At 72.1% G+C, this 23,571-nt stretch carries 24 protein-coding genes; 11 read left to right on the forward strand and 13 right to left on the reverse strand.

What is annotated here, in order from left to right; all coding sequences use genetic code 11:
• Window positions 1–3: 3 nt before the first annotated feature.
• From VFZ70_18185 to VFZ70_18205, 5 genes are read right to left on the reverse strand one after another with little or no spacing between them, the layout of a single operon-like run.
• Entirely contained in the window at window positions 4–2,064 is a 2,061-nt protein-coding gene (locus VFZ70_18185) for an ASKHA domain-containing protein (GenBank protein ID HEX6257744.1), read from the reverse strand.
• The gene (locus tag VFZ70_18190) at window positions 2,057–2,968 is read right to left on the reverse strand and encodes a dihydropteroate synthase (GenBank protein HEX6257745.1); all 912 of its coding nucleotides are present in this window, start codon (window positions 2,966–2,968) and stop codon (window positions 2,057–2,059) included. The genes VFZ70_18185 and VFZ70_18190 overlap by 8 nt, the downstream gene beginning before the upstream one ends.
• A gap of 25 nt (window positions 2,969–2,993) precedes the next feature.
• Window positions 2,994–3,605 (reverse strand): DUF1638 domain-containing protein, encoded by a 612-nt coding sequence (locus VFZ70_18195; GenBank protein ID HEX6257746.1) that lies wholly within the window; start codon window positions 3,603–3,605, stop codon window positions 2,994–2,996.
• A 2-nt stretch (window positions 3,606–3,607) separates the two neighbouring features.
• Complete coding sequence (locus VFZ70_18200) at window positions 3,608–4,300, reverse strand: corrinoid protein (protein HEX6257747.1); 693 nt, start codon at window positions 4,298–4,300, stop codon at window positions 3,608–3,610.
• 10 nt (window positions 4,301–4,310) lie between these two features.
• Window positions 4,311–5,621, reverse strand: coding sequence for an FAD-dependent oxidoreductase (locus VFZ70_18205; protein ID HEX6257748.1), 1,311 nt, complete (start codon window positions 5,619–5,621; stop codon window positions 4,311–4,313).
• Between the two features lie 84 nt (window positions 5,622–5,705).
• On the opposite strand from VFZ70_18205, the gene VFZ70_18210 reads away from it, so the two are divergent.
• The 7 genes from VFZ70_18210 (at window position 5,706) to VFZ70_18240 (ending at window position 12,968) form a co-directional block, all read left to right on the forward strand.
• Window positions 5,706–6,446 carry an IclR family transcriptional regulator gene (locus tag VFZ70_18210; protein ID HEX6257749.1) on the forward strand — a complete coding sequence of 247 codons (741 nt, stop codon included), beginning with the start codon at window positions 5,706–5,708 and terminating at the stop codon, window positions 6,444–6,446.
• Window positions 6,443–8,029 carry a trimethylamine methyltransferase family protein gene (locus VFZ70_18215; protein HEX6257750.1) on the forward strand — a complete coding sequence of 529 codons (1,587 nt, stop codon included), beginning with the start codon at window positions 6,443–6,445 and terminating at the stop codon, window positions 8,027–8,029. Before VFZ70_18210 ends, VFZ70_18215 begins: the two co-directional genes overlap by 4 nt.
• Window positions 8,030–8,037: 8 nt before the next feature.
• Window positions 8,038–10,500: an FAD-dependent oxidoreductase gene (locus tag VFZ70_18220; protein ID HEX6257751.1), complete on the forward strand. Its 2,463-nt coding sequence runs from the start codon at window positions 8,038–8,040 to the stop codon at window positions 10,498–10,500.
• A gap of 137 nt (window positions 10,501–10,637) precedes the next feature.
• Window positions 10,638–11,180 carry a hypothetical protein gene (locus tag VFZ70_18225; protein ID HEX6257752.1) on the forward strand — a complete coding sequence of 181 codons (543 nt, stop codon included), beginning with the start codon at window positions 10,638–10,640 and terminating at the stop codon, window positions 11,178–11,180.
• A gap of 151 nt (window positions 11,181–11,331) precedes the next feature.
• Window positions 11,332–12,264 (forward strand): LLM class flavin-dependent oxidoreductase, encoded by a 933-nt coding sequence (locus tag VFZ70_18230; protein HEX6257753.1) that lies wholly within the window; start codon window positions 11,332–11,334, stop codon window positions 12,262–12,264.
• An 83-nt stretch (window positions 12,265–12,347) separates the two neighbouring features.
• Window positions 12,348–12,665 (forward strand): hypothetical protein, encoded by a 318-nt coding sequence (locus VFZ70_18235; protein HEX6257754.1) that lies wholly within the window; start codon window positions 12,348–12,350, stop codon window positions 12,663–12,665.
• A 36-nt stretch (window positions 12,666–12,701) separates the two neighbouring features.
• The gene (locus VFZ70_18240; protein HEX6257755.1) at window positions 12,702–12,968 is read left to right on the forward strand and encodes a hypothetical protein; all 267 of its coding nucleotides are present in this window, start codon (window positions 12,702–12,704) and stop codon (window positions 12,966–12,968) included.
• A gap of 126 nt (window positions 12,969–13,094) precedes the next feature.
• Here VFZ70_18240 and pfkA read toward each other — a convergent pair whose 3' ends face one another.
• The 7 genes from pfkA to VFZ70_18275 form a co-directional block, all read right to left on the reverse strand.
• A complete protein-coding gene (pfkA, locus tag VFZ70_18245) occupies window positions 13,095–14,066 on the reverse strand; it encodes a 6-phosphofructokinase (GenBank protein ID HEX6257756.1) in 972 nt (323 codons plus the stop codon).
• Window positions 14,067–14,225: 159 nt separating this feature from the next.
• Window positions 14,226–15,107 carry a helix-turn-helix domain-containing protein gene (locus VFZ70_18250; protein HEX6257757.1) on the reverse strand — a complete coding sequence of 294 codons (882 nt, stop codon included), beginning with the start codon at window positions 15,105–15,107 and terminating at the stop codon, window positions 14,226–14,228.
• 247 nt (window positions 15,108–15,354) lie between these two features.
• The gene (gene dacB / locus VFZ70_18255; GenBank protein HEX6257758.1) at window positions 15,355–16,800 is read right to left on the reverse strand and encodes a D-alanyl-D-alanine carboxypeptidase/D-alanyl-D-alanine-endopeptidase; all 1,446 of its coding nucleotides are present in this window, start codon (window positions 16,798–16,800) and stop codon (window positions 15,355–15,357) included.
• Between the two features lie 41 nt (window positions 16,801–16,841).
• Window positions 16,842–18,089, reverse strand: coding sequence for a TRAM domain-containing protein (locus VFZ70_18260; GenBank protein HEX6257759.1), 1,248 nt, complete (start codon window positions 18,087–18,089; stop codon window positions 16,842–16,844).
• Window positions 18,086–18,880: a 50S ribosomal protein L11 methyltransferase gene (locus VFZ70_18265; GenBank protein HEX6257760.1), complete on the reverse strand. Its 795-nt coding sequence runs from the start codon at window positions 18,878–18,880 to the stop codon at window positions 18,086–18,088. The genes VFZ70_18260 and VFZ70_18265 overlap by 4 nt, the downstream gene beginning before the upstream one ends.
• A gap of 10 nt (window positions 18,881–18,890) precedes the next feature.
• Window positions 18,891–19,202 (reverse strand): antibiotic biosynthesis monooxygenase, encoded by a 312-nt coding sequence (locus tag VFZ70_18270; GenBank protein ID HEX6257761.1) that lies wholly within the window; start codon window positions 19,200–19,202, stop codon window positions 18,891–18,893.
• Between the two features lie 101 nt (window positions 19,203–19,303).
• On the reverse strand, window positions 19,304–19,540 hold the full coding sequence (locus VFZ70_18275; protein ID HEX6257762.1) for a hypothetical protein: 237 nt from the start codon (window positions 19,538–19,540) through the stop codon (window positions 19,304–19,306).
• On the opposite strand from VFZ70_18275, the gene VFZ70_18280 reads away from it, so the two are divergent.
• The 4 genes from VFZ70_18280 to VFZ70_18295 are packed head-to-tail and all read left to right on the forward strand — an operon-like array spanning window position 19,500 to window position 22,264.
• Window positions 19,500–20,234, forward strand: a complete 735-nt coding sequence (locus VFZ70_18280; protein HEX6257763.1) for a pyridoxamine 5'-phosphate oxidase family protein — start codon at window positions 19,500–19,502, stop codon at window positions 20,232–20,234. The two genes, VFZ70_18275 and VFZ70_18280, sit on opposite strands and share 41 nt — an antisense overlap.
• A gap of 42 nt (window positions 20,235–20,276) precedes the next feature.
• Window positions 20,277–21,092 (forward strand): aminotransferase class IV, encoded by an 816-nt coding sequence (locus tag VFZ70_18285; GenBank protein ID HEX6257764.1) that lies wholly within the window; start codon window positions 20,277–20,279, stop codon window positions 21,090–21,092.
• Window positions 21,089–21,322, forward strand: coding sequence for a biotin/lipoyl-binding carrier protein (locus tag VFZ70_18290; GenBank protein ID HEX6257765.1), 234 nt, complete (start codon window positions 21,089–21,091; stop codon window positions 21,320–21,322). The genes VFZ70_18285 and VFZ70_18290 overlap by 4 nt, the downstream gene beginning before the upstream one ends.
• A gap of 30 nt (window positions 21,323–21,352) precedes the next feature.
• Window positions 21,353–22,264: an RDD family protein gene (locus VFZ70_18295; GenBank protein ID HEX6257766.1), complete on the forward strand. Its 912-nt coding sequence runs from the start codon at window positions 21,353–21,355 to the stop codon at window positions 22,262–22,264.
• On the opposite strand, the gene VFZ70_18300 is transcribed toward VFZ70_18295, so the two are convergent.
• Window positions 22,237–23,451 (reverse strand): AI-2E family transporter, encoded by a 1,215-nt coding sequence (locus VFZ70_18300; protein ID HEX6257767.1) that lies wholly within the window; start codon window positions 23,449–23,451, stop codon window positions 22,237–22,239. The genes VFZ70_18295 and VFZ70_18300 overlap by 28 nt on opposite strands.
• Window positions 23,452–23,571: the final 120 nt, after the last annotated feature.

Below are 23,571 nucleotides of genomic sequence, written 5' to 3' on the forward strand. Positions count from 1 at the left end.
TGCTCAACCGCCGCGCACGCGCGCCCGCCTTGGTGAGCGCCGCGTGGGTGTCGGCGCCGTCGGCAGCGGCACGGCCGCCGCGAGTCGCCGGTAGGGCAGGTGCGCGTGCGGCAGGCCCATGGCCGCGACGAAGTGCTCTTGGAACGCCGGCTCGAGGGCCGTCTCGATCTTCTCGATCTGTGCCGTCACCTGTTCGACCTCGGCCCGTGCGTCCGCCGACAACAGCAGCATCATCGCGCCGACACCTGCCGCGTTGGTGACAGCGGTGACCTGCGCGGGGTCGCAGTCGGGCAGCAGGCCGAGCACCAGCGCATACACGGGATCGATGTGTGCGCCGAACGCTCCGGTCAGCCGGATCCGATCGACCTCCGTCACGCCCGCGTGGTCCATGAGCAGCCTGCACCCGGCCTGCAGCGCGGCCTTGGCGAGCTGGATCGCCCGCACGTCGGCCTGCGTGACGTCGATCGCCGGATCGTCCCACAACCGGTACGCCAGGGTGCGCCCACGTGCGACGATCCGAGGGTGCGGTTGTGGCCGCACGATCCTGCCGTCCGCGACGATGACGCCCGCCAGGAACAGCTCCGCGACGGCCTCGACGATGCCGGATCCGCACACGCCGGTCACGCCGGTCCCGCCGGTCCCGCCGACCGCATCGGCGAAGTCCGGCTCGTCGGACCACGCATCGACACCGATGACACGCAGGCGCGGCTCCAGGGTGTCGGGATCGACGCGCACGCGCTCGATGGCGCCGGGAGCGGCGCGTTGACCCGACGAGATCTGCGCGCCCTCGAACGCTGGCCCCGTCGGTGACGACGCGGCGAGGATGCGGTCCCGGTCGCCGAGGACGATCTCGGCGTTGGTGCCGACGTCGACGATCAGCGTGAGCGCGTCGGACCGGTGGGGGGCCTCGGCCACGACGACGGCGGCCGCGTCGGCGCCGACGTGGCCGGCCACGCACGGAGGCAGATAGGCGCGCGCCCCGGCGTGGACGGGCAGGCCCAGGTCGCGCGCGGGCACCGTCACCGCGGATGTCGTGGCCAGGGCGAACGGCGCGGAGCCCAGCGGACCCGGATCGAGCCCGAGCACCAGGTGGTGCATGACCGGGTTTCCCACGAGCGTGACCTCGACGACGGTGTCGGGGGCGACTGCGGCCTCGTCGCACAGTTGGGTGACCATCGTCGCGAGCGCGTCACGGACGACGGTCGTGAGATGCCGGCCGCCGCCTTCGTGGCTCATCGCGTAGGAGACCCGGCTCATCAGATCCTCGCCGAACCGGATCTGCGGGTTCATGCGGCCAGCCGATGCCAGGACCCTGCCAGAGCCGAGCTCGCACAGGTGCGCGGCGAGCGTGGTCGACCCGACGTCGACCGCCACGCCGTGCAGCGTGTCGCGCAGTCCCGGCCACACGGCGACGACCGTGGTGCCGTCACGCACCGCGGCCGTGACGCCATGGCCACCGTCGACCAGTGCGGTCTGGACGTCGGCCAGCGCTGAGGGGGCGATGCGCACACCGTGCAGCCCCCACTGCGCGGCCAGCGCCGACCGCAGCCGCTCGGCCTGCCCGATGATCTCGTGCGCCGTCCTCGCCGTCGTCCGCCTGCGAGGATCCGTCCACTCGTCGTGGGCCGGCACCTCGATGTAGCGCGGGACAGTCATCGGGTAGACCGGCAGGTGGCGCGCCCCGGCGTCCTTGCGCACGACCTGACGGTGCACCTGACTGTCGGGCGGGACGGCGATCACGACGTCGCCGATGATCTGCGCGGCACATCCCAGCCGGCGTCCGTCGGTCAGCGGACGGCGGCCCCGGTACGCCGACTCCGTGGCATCCGGGGCGGTCAACCTCGCCGGATCCGCGACGACACCGGGACGTTCGCCGAGCGTCACCTGGCAACGACCACACCGACCTCGCCCGCCGCACACCGAGTCGAGGTCGACCCCGAGGCTGCGGGCGGCATCGAGGACGGTGGTACCGACGGTGACGGTGCCGCGCCGTCCCGCGGGCGTGAACGTGACCTCGGCGGTGGCGTGCGCTCCCGCCGTCGTCTTGTCGGTCGCGTCAGGCACCGGCTCGTGCGCGGCGTCGGTTCGTGCGGCGTCGCACACCGTCGACCGGACCATCGGCGGCGCGGTGCCGTTCGATCCACGCCGCGCAGTTGGCGTCCGCGCCGGTCAGCACGTCGCCGGCGTGCACGGTCCGGCGTATCTCCTCCTCGAGCGGGTTGGTGATGGCCGAGGTCATCCCGGCGCCGATCGCCATCGCCAGGAACGCGGCGTTGATCCCGGCGCGGCCGGGCAGCCCGAAGCTGATGTTCGACGCGCCACACGTCGTGTTCACGCCGAGCTCGTCGCGCAGCCGGCCCACCAGTCGCAGCACGTCGCGGGCCGCGGACCCGATCGCTGCGATCGGCATCACCAGCGGGTCGACCACGATGTCGGCGGGGGGGATGCCGTGGTCCGCAGCCCTGTTGACGATCGTGCGGGCGACCTCGAACCGCACGTCCGGGTCCTCGGAGATGCCCGACTCGTCGTTGGTGATCGCGACCACCGCGGCGCCGTGGCGGGCCACCAGCGGCAGCACGCTCTCGAGCCGATCCTCCTCGCCGGTCACCGAGTTGACCAGCGGTTTGCCCTCGTAGGCGTCGAGCCCGGCGTTGAGGGCCGCGACGACCGACGAATCGATCGACAGCGGCGCAGCGGTCACGGCCTGTACCTGCCGGACGGCCTCGGCCAGGATCGCCGGCTCATCGGCGAGCGGGATCCCCGCGTTCACGTCGAGCATGGCCGCGCCGGCGGAGACCTGCGCCAACGCGTCGGCACACACCCGCGTGAAGTCGCCCGCGGCCATCTCGGCGGCCAGCGCGCGACGACCGGTGGGGTTGATGCGCTCGCCGATCACGACGAACGGTCGATCGCGGCCCATCACCACCTCGCGGGACGCGGAGCTGACGACGGTGTGGGTGCTGGTCATGGATGGTGCCTGTCGCCGTACCGGGTCATGGCGTGGGTTCCGGTCGTCGCCCGATCGACAGCAGCGCTGGCGCCACGTCGCCCGTGCCCACGTGGATGTGCTCGAGCCGGAGCCCCAGCAGGTCGGCCGCGCGCTGCGCGCCGTCGAGATGCGCGCTCGTCGGCGGGAACTGTGACAGGTAGACGAGACGGGTGTAGTTGCCGAAGTAGTCGTCGCGCAGGTGGGGCCAGCGATCGAGTCCCAGTCCCCGCCACACCAGGCGGTCGAACTGGCGCAGCAGGAAGTCGGTCACGTAGAACGTCGTCGGCTCGGCATCGTGCAGTTGCGCGAACACCGTCGACGACGCGAGGAACTCGTAGCAGTGCGCGCCCGGCAGCCGTGTGGCGCCGAGTCGTTCGAGCACCGCGTCGAGGCGCCCCGCCGTGCCGCAGTCGCCGTAGGCGACGAACACGTCGTCGTAGCCGTCCGACAGCGCGAGCAGGCGCTCCTCGACGGCGTCCGGGATCCTCGACGGCGTGGTGTGCAGGTCGGCGGACAGGTAGCTGACGGTGAACGCGTCGAGGTCGTTGGCGGCGATGACGGCATGCAACTCGCGCGCGAGCGCGCCGCACGCGATCACCAGCACCCGGCGCGCCATCGTCACCGGGCCGCGGCGCGGCGCGCCATGACGAGGGCGGTGGCGGTCTCGGCGGCGGCAGCGGCGTCGCGGCAGTAGGCGTCCGCGCCGACGACGCGGGCGAACTCGTCGTTGACCGGCGCGCCGCCGACCATGACGATGTAGCGGTCGCGCAGCCCACGATCGGCCAGTCCGTCGATCACGACCTTCATGTACGGCATGGTCGTGGTCAGCAGTGCGGACATGCCGAGGATGTCGGGCTCGGCCTCCTCGAGCGCGGTGATGTAGGCGGTGACATCATTGTTGATGCCGATGTCGACGACCTCGAAGCCGGCGCCCTCGAGCATCATCCCGACGAGGTTCTTGCCGATGTCGTGGATGTCGCCCTTGACGGTGCCGATGACGACCTTGCCGATGACGTCCGCGCCGGTCTCGGCGAGCAGCGGGCGCAGCACCGCCATGCCGGCCTTCATCGCGTTGGCCGCCTGCAGCACCTCGGGGACGAACAGGATGCCGTCGCGGAAGTCGATGCCCACGATGCGCATGCCCTCGACCAGCGCATCGTTGAGCACGCGTTGGGGCAGCCAGCCTCGGTCCAGCAGGATGTGGGTGCCCTCGGTGATCTCGTCCGCGAGCCCGTCGTAGAGGTCGTCGTGCATCTGCTCGACGAGTTCGTCGTCGGGCAGCGTCGTCAGGTCGAGGTCCTCGTCGGTCAAGGCGCGCCCTTCATCCGTTCACCGAGAACGAGCTGTCGGGGTTGATCTCCCGGTTGCGTGAGAAGGCGCCCAGGTGCAGGTCCAGTCCTGTGTAGCGACCCTGCACCGTCAGCGGGTCGCGATCGTGGTCGTGGCCGTTCTCGACGGCCGTGATCAGCTCGGCCATGCAGTGGCCCGCGACGCCGGCGTTCTTGAACTGGTTGCCCGACGTCCCGATCGCCACGTAGAACCCGTCGAGGTCGGTGCGGTCGTAGATGGGGATCCAGTCGTCCGCCACGTCGTAGAGGTCCACCACGCCGCGGCGCTGGTTGGGCACACCCAGGTCGGGCATGCGTCGTGCGAGGCGCAGCACCTGCGCCTCCCACTGCGCCGGCGTGATCGAACGGTCGAAGTCGTCGGGGTCGTCGACCCAGTGGCGCGCGTCGCAGACCGGATCCTCCGAGCCGACCAGGATGCTGTTGCCGGTCTCGGGTCGGAAGTAGATGCCGGTGTCACCGTCGGAGACGTGCACGCCGTCGCGCTCGTAGTCGACGTCGGGGGGTGCGGCGATGTGGTGCACCTCGTGACGCAGCGGCCTCGTGCCGATGTTCATGGTCGCGGTCAGTCCCGCCAGGTCGTTGATGACCGCCGAGTGCGGGCCTGCCACGTTGACCACGACGGGCGCGTTCACCGTCGAGCCGTCGTCGAGCGTGACGCCTGTGACGCGCCCGCCGTCGCGCCCGATGCCGGTGACCGTGGTGGAGAACTGGAACCGTCCACCCTTGGCCTCGGCGGCGCGCTGGAGGTTGTGGCTCGACAGTTGCGGGTCGCTGACGTAGCCGGAGGCGGGCGTCCAGATCGCACCCGGGAGCGGCTCGGTCGGCGGGTCCCAGAACGCGTCGTCGTCGACGGGACGCGGCGGCCCGAACACGCCGGTGTCGAACGCGGGCATGCGCTCCCGCAGCGTCTCGGCGTCCCAGTCCTCGTACGGGATGCCGATCTCGTCGAACAGGGGCTGGACCTTCGTGTGGTGCCCACCGGGGTTGCGCAGCAGCAACGTGCCGCACTGGATCAGCGTGGCGAGTCCGCGCTCGTCGCCGGTCTCGAGGTAGTCGGGCCAGTCGAGCCAGTAGTGCAACCCCTCCCACGCCATGGCGACACCGTCGTAGGTCGAGTAGGTGAACCGCACGATCGCGCACGAGTTGCTGGTCGACCCGAAGCCTGCCGCGGGAAGCGCATCGACGTTCAGGGTGCGCCAACCGCGTCGAGCGAGCTCGAAGCCGACGGCCGCGCCGATGACGCCAGCGCCGATGATCACGGCGTCGACGTCCCGGTGGGTCATGGTCGCTCCGCTCGGCTGACAGGCATTCCCACAATGTGGAATCCGTTGGACTTCTTGCCGTTGAGCGGTAATCTACGCGGTCAGATGGCAGCCGTCCAGAGCGTCGTCAGATCGATGGCCCTCCTCGAACAGGTGGCCCAGCGCCCGCGTGGGCTCGTCGACCTGGCCGAGGCCGCCGATCTGCCGACCAGCACCGCCGCCCGCCTGCTCGGGACGCTCAGCGACCTCGACGCGTTGTCGCGCGACGCGGACGGGGTCTACCGCATCGGCCCGTCCATCGCGGCCCTGGTGACGACGGGCGACATCGAACCGGTGCTTCGGGACGTCGCGCACCCCTACATGCTCGAACTGGTCGCCGAGGTGGACGAGGCCGTGGGCCTGTCGATCCCCGTCGGTGACAGGACGGTCACGATCGCGCAGGTCGACGCGCCACGGCCCGTCCAGGCCGAGGACTGGTACGGCACGCGGTGGTCGATCCTGGGCGGGGGCTCGGGCTACGCGCTCATGTCGACGTGGCCCGAGTCGGAGGTCGAGCGGGTCGCGCAGCGCGCGCCCGATCCCGATCGCGTCCGGGCGGGCGTCGGGGGGGCGCGGGCCCACGGCGTGTCCTGGAGCGACGGCGACTACGTGGACGAACTGTCGAGCGTGGCCAGCCCGATCCTCGATGCGTCGGGGCGGGCGATCGCCGCAGTGTACGTGTACGGGCCGTCGTACCGGCTGTCGTCCGCGGCGGACCGGCGCAGGGTCGAGCACCACGTCCGCGATGTCGCGGACCGCATCTCGCGCGCCTGGACCGGCGCGCCGCGACCGGGTGGGGACCAGTGAACACCGACGAGCACACCGCCGACACGACCGCGGTCGGCGCATCCACCGCGCGGCGGCGAGAGCGGCGTTCCGGACGACGTCGCCAGCGCGGGCAGCGCCCGACCGGACCGCCGCAGCCGCCGTGGGGGCAGCCACGGCGCACGTTCGCACCCGTCGCCGGTGTGTCCGACGATGAGCTCGAGGCGATCCACCGCGCGGCGCTGCGTGTCCTCGCCGAGACGGGCCTGGACTTCCTCCACCCCGATGCGCGCGCGCAGTGGGCGGACGCGGGGGCCGACGTCGACGGCGCGCGGGTTCGCCTGGATGCCGGCCTCGTCACCGATCTCGTCGGCCACGCGCCCGAACAGTTCACCCTCCACGCGCCTGCGCCGTCACGCGACCTGCAGGTCGGCGGCGACGCCGTCGCCTTCACGGCAGTCGCCAGCGCGCCCTACGTCAGTGATGTCGCCGGTGGGCGGCGGCAGGGCAACGCGCGCGACTACGTCGACCTGCTGCGGCTGACCCAGGCGGTCAACGCCGTCCACCTGCACGGCGGCTACCCGGTGGAGCCCGTCGACTGGCACCCCTCGGTGCGGCACCTGCATGCCACGCGGGCGATGCTCACGATCACCGACAAGGTGCCGCACGCCTACAGCCTGGGCGCCCAGCGCAACCGCGACTGCCTGGAGATGGCCCGCATCGTCCGCCAGGTCGACGACGCGACGCTGGAGGCCCAGCCGTCGATCCACACGGTGATCAACGCGAGCTCGCCGTTGCGCTACGACGCGCCGATGCTGGAGGGCGTCATGGAGTTCTCCGCGCGCAACCAGGTGGTGATCATCACCCCGTTCACGCTCGCCGGGGCGATGGCGCCGGTCACGGTCGCGGGCGCACTGGTCCAGCAGCACGCGGAGGCGCTGGCGGGCATCGCCTTCACCCAGCTGGTCCGTCCGGGCGCACCCGTCGTCTACGGGGGGTTCACCTCCAACGTGGACATGCAGTCCGGTGCCCCGGCGTTCGGGACGCCCGAGTTCATGCGCGCGGCGCTCGTCGGCGGCCAGCTCGCCAGACGCACCGGTGTGCCCTACCGTTCGTCAGGCGTGTGCACGGCGAACGCGGTCGACGCGCAGGCCGGGTACGAGACCGTGTTCTCGCTGTGGGGCGCCGTGATGGGCGGGGCACACATCGTGCTGCACGGCGCGGGCTGGATGGAGGGCGGCCTGCGCGCGTCGTTCGAGAAGTTCGCGCTCGACGCCGACCTGCTGGCGATGGTGTCGGCCTTCATGGAACCGCTCGAGGTCGACGACGCCGCGCTGGCCGTCGACGCGATCGCCGGCGTCGGTCCCGGAGGGCACTTCTTCGGGGCGCCGCACACCCAGGAGCGCTTCCGCGACGCGTTCTTCCGCCCGACGATCTCCGACTGGCGCAACTACGAGACGTGGGAGGAGGCCGGTGGCCCGACGGCGCAGGACCACGCCGGCGCGCGGGTCCGCGCACTGCTCGACGGCCATGTGCCGCCGACGCTCGACCCCGACGTCGTCGCCGAGCTCGACGCGTTCGTCGAGCGGCGGGTCGCCGAGGGAGGCGTACCGACCGACTACTGAGGGGCGTCATGAGGTCCAGCGCGCAGGTCGTGGTCATCGGGGGCGGTGTGGTCGGCGCGAGCGTGCTGTACCACCTGACGAAGGTGGGGATCACCGACGCGCTGCTGCTGGAGCGCTCCGAGCTGACGTCGGGCTCGACCTGGCACGCCGCCGGTGGCATGCACACGCTCAACGGCGATCCCAACGTCGCGGCGCTGCAGCAGTACACGGTCGGGCTCTACGAGGAGATCGAGCGGATCTCCGGGCACGACTGCGGCATCCACCTCACAGGCGGGCTGATGCTCGCCGACACCGAGGAGCGCCTCGACTGGCTGCGCATGGCCCATGCCCGCGGCCGGTACCTCGGCATGGACACCGAGGTGATCAGCGTCGGCGAGGCCAAGCGGATCCTGCCGTTCATGGACGAGCGCCACTTCGTCGGGGCGCTGTACGACCCGATGGAAGGCCATGTGGACCCCTCGGGCGTGACGTGGGCGTACGCCCGCGCCGCGCAGCTGGCCGGTGCCGAGGTCGCCCAGCACACCCGCGTCGGGGCGATCCGACGGCTGCCTGACGGCGAGTGGGAGCTCGACTGCGGGCAAGCGGGCGTCGTCACCTGCGAGCACTTCGTCAATGCGGGCGGCCTGTGGGCGCGTGAGGTCGGCCGCATGTGCGGCATCGAGCTACCGGTGCTCGCGATGGAGCACATGTACCTGCTGACCGAGTCGGTGCCCGAGCTGGAGGACTGGCGCGGCACCGGGCGCGCCAGCGGCCTGCATGCCATGGACTTCGCCGGCGAGGTCTACATGCGCAAGGAGGGCACGGGCCTCCTGCTCGGCACGTACGAACCGCACGGCGTGCCGTGGTCCCCGCAGACCACGCCGTGGGACTTCGGCCACCAGCTGCTGGCGCCCGACCTGGACCGCATCGCCGACAACCTCGAGACCGCCTTCTCACACTTCCCGATCTTCTACGAGGTCGGCATCAAGACCGTGATCAACGGGCCGTTCACGTTCGCGCCCGACGGCAACCCGCTGATCGGTCCTGTCCGCGGGCAGCGCGGCCACTGGGTCGCGTGCGGGGTGATGGCGGGCCTGTCGCAGGGTGGCGGGGTCGGGCTGGCGCTGGCGAACTGGATCGCCGACGGCGATCCGGGCTTCGACGTGTGGGGGATGGACGTCGCACGGTTCGGCGACTTCGCCACACCGGCCTACACCAACGCGAAGGTCCGCGAGAACTACGGGCGGCGCTTCCGCATCGCGTACCCGAACGAGGAACTGCCCGCCGGTCGGCCGCTGCTGACGTCGCCGATCCACGGTCGCCTCGACGACGCCAACGCCGTGTGGGGCGCCGCGTACGGCCTGGAGTACGCGTTGTGGTTCCAGCGCGACGGTGAGCAGCGCTACGAGACACCCACGCTGCGGCGGTCGAACGCGTGGGACCACGTCGCCGAGGAGAGCCGCGCCGTGCGCGACGGGGTAGGGCTGACCGAGACCACCGGCTTCGCCAAGTTCCTGTTCACCGGGTTCGGCGCGCGGACGTTCCTCGACGGCCTCGTGACCAACCGTGTGCCCGCCGTGGGTCGCGTCGCACTCGCGCCGCTGCTCGGCCCGCACGGCAAGCTCGCCGGGGATCTGACCGTCGCGGCGCTGCCTGCCACGCCCGCCGACGCCGCGGACGGGGCGACCGAGCGGTTCATGGTGTTCGGCACCGGTGCGGCCGAGCGCTACTACGAGCGCTGGTTCGACGCCCACCTGCCCGGCGACGGTTCGGTGCGCTACACGACCCTGGGCCCCAACCTGTGCGGCCTGTCGATCGCCGGCCCGTCGGCACGCGACCTGCTCGCGGACGTGACCACCGCCGACGTCTCCGGCACGGCCTTCCGGTTGTTCGACATACGTCGCCTGCACATCGAGGACGTGCCTGTGCTGTGCGGCCGCCTGACGTTCACCGGCGACCTCGGCTACGAGTTCTGGGTCGAGCCGGCCTACCAGCCGCGGTTGTACGACATCCTCACGCGGGCCGGTGAACGCCATGGCCTGCGCCTGTTCGGTCTGCGGGCGCTCGACGCGTTGCGGCTGGAGAAGTCGTTCGGTGCCTGGGCGACGGAGTTCCGGCCGATCTTCGACCCGTACGAAGCCGGCCTCGGCGTGTTCGTCAAGGTGGACAAGGGGCCGTTCGTCGGGCGCGACGCCGCCAAGCGGATCCGGGACGAGGGACCGCAGCGGCGGCTGGTCACGTTCGCCGTCGACGCCGACGACGCTGACGTCATCGGCGACGAACCGATCTGGCACGACGAGGAGGTCGTCGGCTGGGTGACCTCGGGCGGCTACGCGCATCCGTCTGAGGCGTCCGTCGCGCTGGGCTACGTGCCGTCCGCCCTCGCCGACGCCGACGACGGCTTCTCGATCGAGGTCGTCGGCGTGCGCCGGCAGGCGATCCGCCGGGACGCCTGCCTGTTCGATCCCTCGGGCTCGCGCATGCGCGCCTGACGCCGCGGCGCCGCAGCGCGGGCACATGGGGGTGAAGTCCGTCACGACCGGGGTGTTCGGCACGGGCACGATCGTGGCACCTCTCCGTTGGTACATTGCCGGCGGTGGCACGCGCAGGCCGACAGGAGGTGCAGCCGATGGCACGTCGCAGGCGGAAGCCGGAGCCCGACCCGGTGATCGCGCGGCCGCCGCGGTGGATGCTCTTCGGTTCGATCGGTCTGGTGGTGCTGCTGGTGTGGCCGCCGGTCGCCGCGGTCGTCACCGGACAGGGCGGGCCGGGGATGATCCTGCTGGGCATCTGGCCGGTGCTCGTCGTCGTGCTGATCTGGCGCTCGCGCCTGGTCGTCGACAGCGACGGCGTGGCCTTCACGTTCCTGGCGACCCGGCAGGTCCCGTGGTCGGGGATCGAGGCGCTGGTCGGTGTGACGTCGAAGTCCGGGCTCCGGAGTCCGTACCTCCGTGTGCGCGACGATCGACCAATACCCATCAACCCGTTCTGGCGCGCGGACGGCGGCTCGGTCACCGCGGCGATCGAACCGTGGGCGCGCCGCAAGGGCGTGCGCGTCGAGGGCCCCGTGGGCGAGGCCGAGCAGCGCCGCCCGCGGTTCGTGTTCATCGGCCTGCTGATCCTGCTCGGCGGTGTCATCGGTCTGATCGCCGCCCGCTTGACCGCCACCTGACGACGCCGCCAGCAGGACGGGGTGGTCGCGCGGGTTGCGCGCCTCCGGCGTGGCTGTTCGGGGCTGGGCACGCGGACACGCCAACGCGCGCCTGGCCGGTCGGGCGGCCGGATAGGGTTGATCGGCCCGCAACTCGTCCCCGGAGGTGCGGATGACAGCCACGACCACCCTCGACGCAGGCTCGGTCGGTTTCGCGCTGCCCGGGGTGTTGCGTCTCGACGCCGGCACCGCGCTCGGACTGCTGGAGCATGTGGTGGACGCCGGCTTCGATCCCGTGCTGTTCACGGAGGTCTGCGGCTTCCACGCTCCTGCACTGGCCTCGGCGCTGGCGGCGCGCCGCCCCGGCCACCGGCTCGGCACCGCGATCCTGCCCCTGGGCTCGCGCACGTCGGCGACGATGGCCATGGCCGCGACGACCGTGTCGCAGATCTCGGGCGCGCCGTTCCTGTTGGGGGTCGGCACGTCGTCGCCGCGGATCCTGCGCGACTGGCACGGTCGTCCACACGACGCGACCATCGACACGACCAGGCGCCGGCTCGTGACACTGCGCGCGATGCTCGACGGAGGACGTCGCGGTGCCTTCCGCCTGCCGGTCCCGGCGGCTTCGCAGGCGAGGGTGCTGTTGGCGGCGCTCGGTCCGAGAATGACGGAGCTCGCGTTCGAGGCGGCCGACGGCGTCGTGGTCAACCACGTGCCGGCCGACCTGGTGCCGGCCGCGCTGCCCGGTGCCGAGGTCCTCGCGTTCGTCTGGGTCACGACGACCGCGGACGGTCCCGCCAGGGCCCGGCGCGATCTGACGTCGTACATCATGGCGCCGCCGTACGCCCGTCACTACCGCCGGCAGGGCTACGGCGACGCGGTCGACCGCGTGCTCGCGCTCCACACCGAGGGCCGGTTGCGCGAGGCGCCCGCCACGCTGCCCGACGGGATGGTCGACGCCTTCTACGTCGATCCCGACGGCCTCGCTGCCCGCTGCGCCGCGTACCGTTCCGCAGGCGCGGTTCCGGTGATCGTGCCGGTGAGCGGCGACGATCCTCTCGACGAGATCGGTGCGGTCGTGGCGGGCCGCGCCTGGGAGACCTGACACGGCCCCGGCGACCGTCACACTGTCACATGCGTTGCGATCAGTCCGGAACGCTCGATGACCGCGCCGGTATCCTTCCGACCGTGCGACGACTGCTGCTGCTCACGGTCGTCGGTTTCGTCCTCGTGGGCTGCGGGGGATCCGCCACATCGGACACCGCGGCCGTCGATGTGGGTGACACCGACGACGCCCCCTCCGCCCCGGCCGGTGATGAGGTGTCGACGCCGGCGGCGGCTCAGGAGGAATCCGATCGCGGCGAGGAGTCCGATTCCGGCCAGGGGTCCGACACGGCCGAGGCCCGAGCGCCGTTCGGGACCGTCACGACCGTCGCCGGTGAGAACCTCGACGGGTCGGTGTACGCGGGCGAGAGCCTTGCGCTGTGGTTCTGGGCCCCCTGGTGAACGACGTGCAATCGGGAGGCTCCCGAGGTTGCACAGGTGGTGCAGCAGTACGACGGCAAGATCGACATCATCGGCGTCGCCAGCCGTGACCAGGTGCCGGCCATGCAGGAGTTCGTGGCCCGCCACGGGCTCGAGGACATGGTCAACGTGGCCGACGTCGAGGGCGAGATCTGGCAGCGGTTCGGCGTGGTGGCCCAGCCCGCGTGGGTGTTCCTCGACGCGGAGACCGGCGAGGGGGAGCGGGTGCTCGGTGCGCTGTCCCGCGAGGACCTGGAGCAGCGGCTCGACGCGCTGTCGAGCTGACGCCACGTTCCAGCGCGGAACGGACGACCTCGCTCCGCCCCGAAGCTCTCAGACATCTGCGGCAAGCCCGAGCTGGGGGCGTCACGCAGGCGCTGAGGTGGGGGTCGGTGCGGACCCGATGCCCGCCTAGCGCGCGAGGCGGTCCATCAGGTCGAGCAGTTCCGGAGGCGTGCTGTGCACCGTGCTCCACGCCTCCTCCAGATCGGTCCGCACGACGCTCTGGTGGATCTCCCCGACCATGACCCGATCATCGCCGTCGAGCAGCGCGGTGACGGCCGCGTCGCCGAGGCGCGCGGCGAGGATGCGGTCGCGCATCGATGGTGGACCGCCACGCTGAACGTGGCCCAGTGTCGTGACGCGGTGGCTGAGGCTCGACAGCTTCTCGCCACACTGACGGGCGACCTCGAAGGCGCCGCCCGCGTCGTTTCCCTCGGCGACGACCACGAGGCAGTAGCGCTTGCCGATCTCGAAGGCCTTGTGGATGCGTTCCTGGAGAACCTCGACATCTGTCGGTCGCTCGGGGACCAGCACCTCGGTGGCGCCACCGGCGATCGCCGAGCACAACGCGATCCATCCGCTGGCTCGGCCCATCACCTCGATGAAGAAGGCCCGCTGGTGGCTGGCGGCGGTGTCGCGGATGCGGTCGATCGCCTCGAGCGCGGTGTTGACCGCGGTGTCGAACCCGAGCGTGTAGTCGCATCCGGACAGGTCGTTGTCGATCGTGCCGGGTACGCCCACGACGGCCACGTCGCTCTCGCGCGACAGTGCGTCGGCGCCGCGGAACGAACCGTCGCCACCGATCACGACCAGTCCTTCGATCTCGTGACGTTCGAGCTGGCTGATGGCCTGCCGGCGTCCGTCGAAGGTCTCGAAGCGTTCCGACCGTGCGGAGCCGAGCATCGTGCCGCCCTGGTGCAGGATCCCCGAGACGCTACGCGGGCTGAGGTACGACATCCGACCGTCGATCAGTCCCTCGTACCCGCGGTGCACCCCGTAGACGTCGACGTCGCGCGCGTCGGCGGAGCGCACGACCGAACGGATGGCGGCGTTCATGCCCGGCGAGTCGCCACCGCTGGTCAGGACTGCGATTCGTTGCACTACACACCGTCCGTCCTCGTCGAGGTCGTCGCCGGTGACCGCACGTGCGTGGGGCGCCCGTCACCGACATGGTTGCGTCGTCCGCCGACCGCGAAACGTGCCGGACGCCCACGGTCGATCCGGCGTCACCGGCGGCGTGCTGTCGAGGGAGGGCGTCCCTCAACCGACGGACACGTGATCCATCAGGTCCGCCAGGTCGGTGATCGCGATCGCGCCGGCGTTGGCCACCGCGTCACTGTCGACGCCCTGACCACCGAAGACGACGTCGGTTCCGGGCTCGACCTCGCGGCACGCGGTGACAAGCGCGACGTAGTCCTCGGCGACCATCGCCTGGGTGACCGAGAAGCAGACGAGGTCGGCGGGCACGACGTTGATGAACATCTGCAGGTCGGTGATCGGCACGTCGCCGCCGAGGTGGTGCACCATGTACCCGGCGGCCCGCAGGAAGTCCGACACCATGGCTGACGCGAGGTCGTGCTGCTCGCCCGGCGGGGTCACGGTGATCGCAATGCCGCGGGCCGGACCGTGCCGGCGGAACATGTCGCCGAGCTGGCTGACGATTGCGACGCAGATCTGGTGCGCGCGGTGCTCGACGGCGACGTTGATGTCGCCCCGCTCCCACGCGTGGCCGACGCGGTGCAGCGACGGCGTGATCAGGCGGACGTACGCGTTGCCGGCCGTCGCGCCGTCGGAGATGACGCTGCGCACCTCGTTGCGGGCCGAGGTCGCGTCCCCACCCAGCAGCGTCTGGGTCAGCCGATCGACGTGCCGGTCCCAGTCGGTGTCGGTGGCGGCATCGGTGTCGACCGCCACGTCGACCCGCCGAGCGGCGAGGAACCGGTCGACGTCGCTGGCGCGGACGCGCAGGCGACCGCCGGTCTTGAAGGCCGGAAGCTCGCCGCGCCGCACCCACCGGTACGCCGTCATGTAGTGCACGTTGAGGTGCTCCGCCGCCTCATGGAGCGTCAGGAGTCGCCCGCCGCCCGGACCGACCGACGGCCCTTCCGCGCGGTGAGCCATGTCCTGCGGCTGTTGCGCCATCTACCGGCTGGGCTCCTCTGCCGTTGGACCTATTCAACCGCCCACGACGGCAGCCGTAAAGCGGTCTACAGACAACTGTACCGTGGGAGGAACTAATGATTGATAACAGTGGCGATGGGGTACATACTTGGGCGAGTCCGCGTGAGCGGGCCAGCCGCAGATGGTGCCAACGAACGACCCCTCCGCCGCATCATCTGCGGCTCATTCGTGTCCGGACTGCGGACGCGACCCGGGCTCGAGCTGACCACTACGCCGGCGGCGCCGATGGCCGTGGAGCGCCGCAGATCCGCCGTTCCGGAGACCTGCGCGGGCGCTCGTCATGGGGCGGGGCGATGGAACCGCGGCAGCCGTCCTGCGCCGTCACCAACGCCAGGGCGAGGACATCGGCCAACCGCCGCGCTGCGAGCACGCCCGTGTAGCTGTGCAACCCGTTGGCGAGGACGGCGAGGTGGTGATCGACGCCGCCGGTGCCGGGGACCGTGCCGGCCAGCGCGCGGACGTCGCGCAGCGTGCCCGTCTTGGCGCGCACACGGCCGACGGCCTGCGTGCCGCTCAGTCGTGACGCGACGGTTCCCGAGCGTCCCGTGACCGGGAGCAGGCGGAGCCACGGCTCGCGTTGAGGACCGTTCGCCATCGTCCGCAGCAGTTCGACGAGCACGTCGGCGGTCAGGCGATTGGCGCGTGACAGCCCGGACCCGTCGGCCAGGCGGGTGCCGCGCCACGTGGCGTCGACGTCGGCGAGCGCAGCGCGGACGGCCCGCTCGCCGCCACGCCAGGTCGGGTCGCCGGTGGCGGCGCCGAGCATGCGGAACACGCCGTCGGCGAGGTGGTTGTCGCTCTCGCGCAGCATGTGCGCCAGCAGCACGGTCAGTGGTGGACTCGCGACCCGCGCCACCTCCGTGGCGTCGTCGGGGAGGAGGCCCGTCCGGTGGGTGCCGGTGATCACGACGTCCGTCCCGTCGAGCAGCCGGCGCAGTTCGGCGGCGGCGCGTGCCGTCGGGTCGGCGGCCGCGGCGCCGTTGAGCTGGCCGGAGCGGCGGAACAGCCGCAGGCCGGCGTCGACTGTCAGGCCAGAGCTGCGGGTCGCATCGCGACTCGTCAGGTAGGCCGGCAGCCAACCGGTGGCCAGCGGCTGCCGTGCGAGGATCGATCCGTCACCCACGATCCGTCCACGCACGCGCGTCACCCTCGCGTCGGCGACACGGCGGGCCAGGCGCTGCAACGACGTTGCCGGGCGTGCCATGTCGACCCGGCGCCGGAACGCCGGCGTCGCGAGTACCGGGTCACCACCGCCGACCAGGACCAGATCACCGTCGAGGGTGCCCGCATCGTCGATCGGGCCCGTCGCGTACACCCGTGTGACGAAGCGGTGGTCGGGACCGAGTATGCGCAGGGCGGCCGCGGCCGTGAGCAGCTTCATCGTCGACGCCGGCAGCAGTGGTCGCTGCGCGCGCACCGAGTTCAACGACCGGCCGGTGGCGTCGATGACCGCCACGCCGGTCGTGCCATCCGGTGACGTCTGACCGAAGCCGTGCAACCGGTCGAGCAAGGTGACCAGACCGGTCGGCGTCGGCTGCTCGGGTGGAGACGGCGCCACACGCGCCGGCGGAGGGGGAGGCAGATCCAGCGGTTCCACGTCGTCGGCGGCTCCGGCCGACGGTGCCCCGGCCGTGGCGAGGACCACCGCGGTCATGACACCCGCGAGCGTCCGTGCGATGGCGGAGCGACGCACCCTCATGCGGACCGGGTGAAGCCGCCGACGAGCTCGACGTGGCCGGTGTGGGTGAACTGGTCGACGCCGACGAGGCTCGTCAGGCGGTAGCCCGAGGCGTCGAGCTGCCGCGCGTCGCGTGCGAACGTGGCCGGATCACATGACACGTACGCGATGCGTGCCGGCGACCGGTCGACGATCCACGCGATGGCGTCGGCACCTGCGCCGGTCCGTGGTGGGTCGAGCACCACGGCCGCGACACCGGTCGGCGTCACCGGGACGTCACCCACGCGCGCGCACACGACGTCGACCGGCATGCCCTGTGTGTTGCGGCGCGCGTCGGCGCAGGCCTCGGCGTCGCTCTCGATGGCCGTCACCCGCGCGCCCCGTGCGGCCAGGGCCACCGAGAACAGCCCGACACCCGCGTAGCAGTCGATCACCCGATCCCCGTGCGAGACGTCCGCGATGCGCACGACCCGGTCGACGAGCACCTCAGCCGCGGCGACGCTGGCCTGGAAGAAGCTGGTGGCACCCGCAACGAACGTGCGGCCGCCGACCGCGTGACGCACGCGCGCGTCACGCGACACCCGCCGGCGGCGGCCGCGGCGCGCCACGTGCACCGGCAGCGTCGACGGCACGACAGGGTCGCGGCCGGTCGCGGTGACGGCCAGGGTGCCGGATCCGTCCGAACCGACCTGCAGCTGCACCTCGGTGACGTCGCGCCATCCCTGCGTCATCACGGCCTGCAACTCGCGCGCCCGCGCGGTCAGCAGCGGACAATCCTCGACCACGATCGGGTCGTGGCTGCGTGCCCGGCGGAACGCCAGGCGACCATCGTCGGTGACGGTGAAGCGCGCGCGGTTGCGGTAGCCCAGACCATCCCCGGTGTGGGGCGTCAGCACGTCGACCACGCCACCCGGGACCTCGAGCCGCGCGATGCGCTGCACCTGATCGGAGATCACCTCGCCAAGCAGCGCGGCCTGGCGGTCGACCGCGATGTGCTGCATGGTGCAGCCCCCACAGCGCCCCGGGCCGAACAGCGGGCACGGAGGTGCCACGCGGTCGGGTGACGCGTCCAGCACCTCCACGACGGTCCCGCGCGCCCAGCGGCGGCGTACGTCGGTGACCTCCACCATCACCCGCTCTCCCGGGATGCCGTAGGCCACGAAGCAGGCGCGTCCATCGGGCAGTCGCCCGACGGCGCGGCCCCCGTGGGCGAACCCGTCGAGCGTCATCTCGACCGGCCCGGTCCGATCCGCCCCAGCGGTCATGCGGGCCGCCGCCGCGCTCTGACCAGCGTCCACTCGGCCCCGGGTGCCACGGTCACGTCCATGCCGACACGGGTCAGGGCGGCGCCCACCTGGTCGCTGCGCTCGTTGCCGACGCCGCTGGCCAGCAACGTCCCCCCGGCTGCGACGGCCCGCGCGAGGTCAGCGGCCGACGCGACGAGGGTGGCGGTGTCGAGGTTGGCCACCACCACGTCGAACGTGCGGCCGCGGACGGCGTCGATGCTGCCGTGTGCCACCGTCACCTCCGCACCGTTGCGGACGGCGTTGGCGGACGCGGCAGCCACCGCCAACGGATCGGTGTCGACCGCTGTGACCGTCGCGCCGGCGTCGGCGGCGGCGATCGCCAGCACGCCGCTGCCGGTGCCGACGTCGAGCACTGTGCGACCGTCCAACGCGATCGTGGCGAGCGCATCGAGGCACGCCTGCGTCGTCTCGTGATGGCCGGTGCCGAACGCCTGTCCGGGGTCGAGCACCAACTCGTCCGCCGTCCCAGTCGCCAGCCACGAAGGCGTCACGGTCCAGCGCCCCGCACGCACCGGCGTGAGGCCGTCACGCCACTGTTCGTGCCAGTCGCGGTCGGGTATGTGCTCCCACGTCCCGGGCACAGCGAGGTCGTCGAGCCGGTGGGGGAAGTAGACGCCGGCGCGTCCGTCGACCTCCGCCGTGCCGATCATGCCGGCCGCCGTCAGCGCCGCCCAGTGGCGGTCCACCTCGTCGAGGTCACCGTCGAGGTGGAGCACCCAGTGCCCCACGCCGTCACGCGCTACGCCCACCGGCGGCCCGCTACGCCCGCTCGCTGCGCTCGGCGACCTCGAACGTCCACAGCTCGGCGCCGGTCGCCGCTGGTCCGTCGGCCTGCTGCCGTGCGTGCCCCCGCCCGAACGCCTGCGACTCGGTCCATGCGGTGAACGCCTCTCTGGAGTCCCAGCGCGTGTAGACCAGATAGCGGTCCTCGCCGTCGACCGGACGCAGCAGCTCGAACGCCTGGAAGCCGGGCGTGCGGTCGACCTCACCGGCGCGGCTCGCGAACCGCTGCTCCAACACGTCCCGGCGCTCGGCTGGGACGGTGAGGACGTTGATCGCGACGAAGGCCATGGCAGCGCTCCTGCAGCTCGTGGGGGGACACCGACGATCGTGCCACGTCGCGGGCACCGGGGCGCACGGTGTCGGCGGTGATCGGGCGACGTCGGCATCCGTCACACAGCGGCCACCGCGGTCACTGCCCGGCGGCCACCGTAGCCCGCGCCGGTGTCCAGCCCGGCGTCGTCGGGTGCATGGGTGGTCGGTGCGCTGGGCACGTACCCCGGGATGGCTGCCTCCCACACCCTGCTCGCCCGGGCCACCCGCTGCCTGATCGCGTACCGGGTCAGTGACGGGCCGGCGATGACGCCGATGGCCTGCTGGTCCGACGGCGGTGGGTTGTGGATGACCACGTCCCGCCACGCGGCCAAGGTGGCGGCGCTGCGCCGTGACCCGCGATGTGCGCTGTGGATCGAACCCGACGACCCGTCGGATCCTGGCGTCGCGGTGGACGGCACCGCACGCGTCCACGACCTGTCCGATCCGCTCGGGCTCGCGCTGCACGCACCGACCATCTCCGCGGCCCTCGCGGCCATGGCCGTGACCCACCGGACAGCGCTGACGGGTTACGTGCGCGACCTGTCCCAGCTGCCGGGACGGTGGCGTCCGCACAGCCGGGTGCTCATCCGGGTCCGCGTCGACCGTGCGCGCAGCCGGCTGGCGCCACAGCGCCGCAGCGGTGTCGGGCCGCTGCTGCCCTCCGAACTGCCCGCGGCGGTGCGGCGCGCCGTCACGGGGGCACGGCTGGTGACTCTGGCGCTCCAGCGCGGCGACGCGTTGTCGGTGCAGCCCGCCGTGTGGAACGCCGGCTTCGCACTCGACGTCGGCGCCAGCGCGGTCCCCGAGGCACCGACGCCGGCCTGCGTGGTCATCGACGCGCACGACGACGCGCGGCCGTCGAGCAAGGTGGGCGTGCTGCTACGGGGCCATGTGGATCCCAGCCTGACGTTCCACCCGCGCCGCGCGGTCTGGTGGGAGGGGTTCTCCTCGGATGCGGGTCCCGTCACCCCACCGACGAGTGCGAGCGGGATCAGACTCCCGGACTGAGGCGTCGGTCCTGGACCGCGCTGGTCTAAGCTAACGCGACCGATGGTCACGCAGATCGCGCTGGTCGATGGCGCCTCATCGCCGCTCGAGCGGGCATCGCTGGCGATCACTGACGCCGGCGTCGCGCGCGGTGACGGCGCGTTCGAGACGGTCGGCATCTGGGACGGGGCACCGTTCCGCCTCGACGACCACCTCGAACGGCTGGACCGGTCATTGCGCTCGATCGGTCTTTCCCCCGCACCGTCCGCGGTGCTACGTGACGACATCGCACGCGTGCTCGACGGGCAGCGGGGCGACGGCGCGCTACGCCTGTTCGTGACCGCGACCGGCACACGCATCGTGACGGTCACCGAGCCGCCGGCGCGGGCCACGCTGCGACGTCTGGTCAGTCAGCCGGCACCGTGGATCCGACCGCTCGGCAGCTACGGGCCCGCGTCGGCGAAGACGATGTCGTACGGTCCCAACATGGCCGCGTCACGAGCGGCGCAGGCGGCCGGTGGGGACGACGCCCTGCTGATCTCGCTCGAGCACCTGGTGCTGGAGGGCCCCACGTTCACGGTGCTGTGGATCCGTGACGGCGAACTGTACGCGCCCGCGCTCGACCTGGGGCTCGTCGACTCGATCAGCAGGCGCAGCATCGTCGAGCTCGCGGTGGCCGACGGGACCGTCTGCCACACGGGCGACTACGAGCGTGACGCGGTCCTGTCGGCCGACGAGGTGCTCACCTGTTCGTCGGTGCGCCCCGTACATCCGCTCGCGAGCATCGACCGCTGCGAGCTGCCGACCGCGACGCCCGTCACGAACCGCCTCGCCGCGGCGCTCGACCACTGGCGCCGTGGCCGTGGGGACGGCCCGTGACGCGCCACGTCACCGCGGACATCGCCGCCAGCGTCGTGCGGATCGCCGTCGCCGAGGGTGAGCAGGTCACCGTCGAGCAGCCGCTGGTCGTGCTCGAGTCGATGAAGATGGAGATTCCCGTGCTGGCGGTGGTCGCCGGACGCATCGCGAAGGTCGGCGTACAGGTCGGTGACACCGTGCTCGAGGGAGACCTGCTCGTGTCGATCGACCCGTCAGATGTCGCGAGGTAGGTCCTCGACCTTTCCCGGTCGGAGCGTCGGATGAGGACCAGGAAGGCGCGCTGGACGCTGTTCGCGATCGCGGGCGTGTCCGACCGGGCGGTCGCCTTCGTGATCGACGCCGCGATCTTCTGGGTCGTCTGGATGGGCGGCGTGATCTGGCTGGTCGAGTCCGGAGAGCTCGGGACGGCGCCCCGGCCGTGGGCGCCCCGGGCGCTGGTGTGGGCGGTGGTCGTGCTGGTCGGCTGGCTGGCGTATGACGCGTTGAGCATCGCGGCCTGGGGCGGCACGGCGGGTCGACGCGTCATGGGGATCGAGGTCCGTGACGTCGGAGGTGGACTGCCGGGCCGGCGGGCGGCCGCGATCCGTTCGTGTGTCCGTGCCGCTGTCGCCGTCGCGCTCGCCGTGCGGCCGTCGCTGCTGGCGGGACCGGAGCGGCGCGGCCCGCACGACCGGGTCGCGGGGACCGTGGTGGTCAGCAGCGCGGAGCTCGAGCCCGCCGGGGACGATCCCGGTGGACGCAGCGACGCCGCTGCGCCCGCCGACGCGACGGAGACGGCGATCCGCGCCGGTGCCCCGGACGCGGCGATGGCCGGCTGGTTGCGCGCGATCGCCCAGCAGACCGGCTCACGCCTCGACGTCGCCGCACCATCGTGGCGGCGCAGCGATGACCCGGACGACATCCGTGACCGCGCCTTCTGTCTGCTGCTGGCGGCGCTCGCACCCCGCCATCCCGACCACCGCGATGTGCTCGTGGCGGTGATCGACGCCCATGCGGCGCTCGACGACCTGGGGCAGGGGCGGCTCCGCCACCTCACGGCGCTGGTCGCCGATCACGGCCGCGCGCGGGACTGGCTGCGGCTGCCCGAGTCAGCCCGCCTCGCCGTGCTCCTCGACACGACGACACGCCTGCGTGCAGGCGTGGGTCAGGCCACCGATCCCCACCGCAGGTAGGAGATCGCCCGCCAGGCGCTGGCGGCGACCGGGACCGCGATGAACGCGCCCAGGATGCCGAGCAGCGAACCACCTGCGAGCAGCGCCGCGACGACCGCCAGGGGGTGCAGTTGTGTCGCGCGGCCGAGGATGAGCGGTTGCAGCAGGTTGCCCTCGAGCTGCTGCACGCCGAGCACGATGGCCAGCACGATCAGCGCGGTGACCAACCCCTGCGTGGCCAGCGCGACCAGCACGGCCAGCAGCCCGCTGACGAAGGCACCGACGACCGGGAACAGGCTGCCGAACAGGACGAGGACGCCGATCGGCAGTGCGAGCGGCACACGGAGCACGAGCAGGCCGATCGTGATGCCGACCGCGTCGATCAACGCCACGAGCAGCTGCCCGCGGAAGTATGAGCCGATGGTCGTCCACACCAGCCCACCGATGGCGGACGCGTCGTCGCGCGCGCCGGACGGGAACAGGCGGCGTAGCCAGGCGGCGAGGGCCGGTCCGTCCTTCAGGTAGAAGAACAGGGCGATGATGAACGCGATGAGCCCTGCCAGGAACCGGCCGGCCTGACCCGCCACGCTGCCGACGGTGCCGGAGCTGACCACGTCGGCCGACTGCACCTGCTCGCGGGCACGATCGATGAGCTCGTCGAGGTCGAACGGGTCGAGCCCGAACGGGCCGCGCGCGAGGTAGTTGCGCAGCTCGTCGACGCCTTCGCGGAAATCCTCCGTGATGTCATCGATCTGATCGGCCACCACGGGCACGAGCACCGTGATGATGCCGCTGATCACCAGCACCGTGCCGACCACCAGCAGCGTCGCGACGAGCGCATCGCGCATCCCGCGTTCCTTCAGCCGGTCCGCCAGCGGCGTCAGCACCGCGGCCGGGAACAACGCGAGGACGAGGGGGATCGCGACGATAGACACGCGGCCGATGATCTGCCCGAGGATGATCAGGACGACCACCACGCCGACGACCGCCCACGCGTACGCGCCGACGCGGACGGTCGCGCGTTGGCTCAATGGGACGGGGGTCTCGCGCGACCTCGACCGACGGTGCACCGCGTCGCCACCCCTGCCGGCGGCGTTCCCGTCCTGCTCGGCCTCGTCACCGCCATCGGGACCGTGGTCGGCGTCGACCACGTCTCCGTCGGCCTCACGACCGGCGGCAGCGGTGCGCTCGCGTCGTCGGAACTGCACGGCTTCGATCTCCCCGTCGGGTCGGTCGCCGTCACGGGTCGGCGGCGTTTGGACCGCTGCAACGTACCCCCACCGCCGTGCGGTCCACGCGCAGCCACCCCGACCGCTACGCGGTCACGT

The sequence above is a fragment of the Euzebyales bacterium genome, from assembly GCA_036374135.1.
In the GTDB taxonomy this organism is placed as follows: Bacteria; Actinomycetota; Nitriliruptoria; order Euzebyales; family JAHELV01; genus JAHELV01.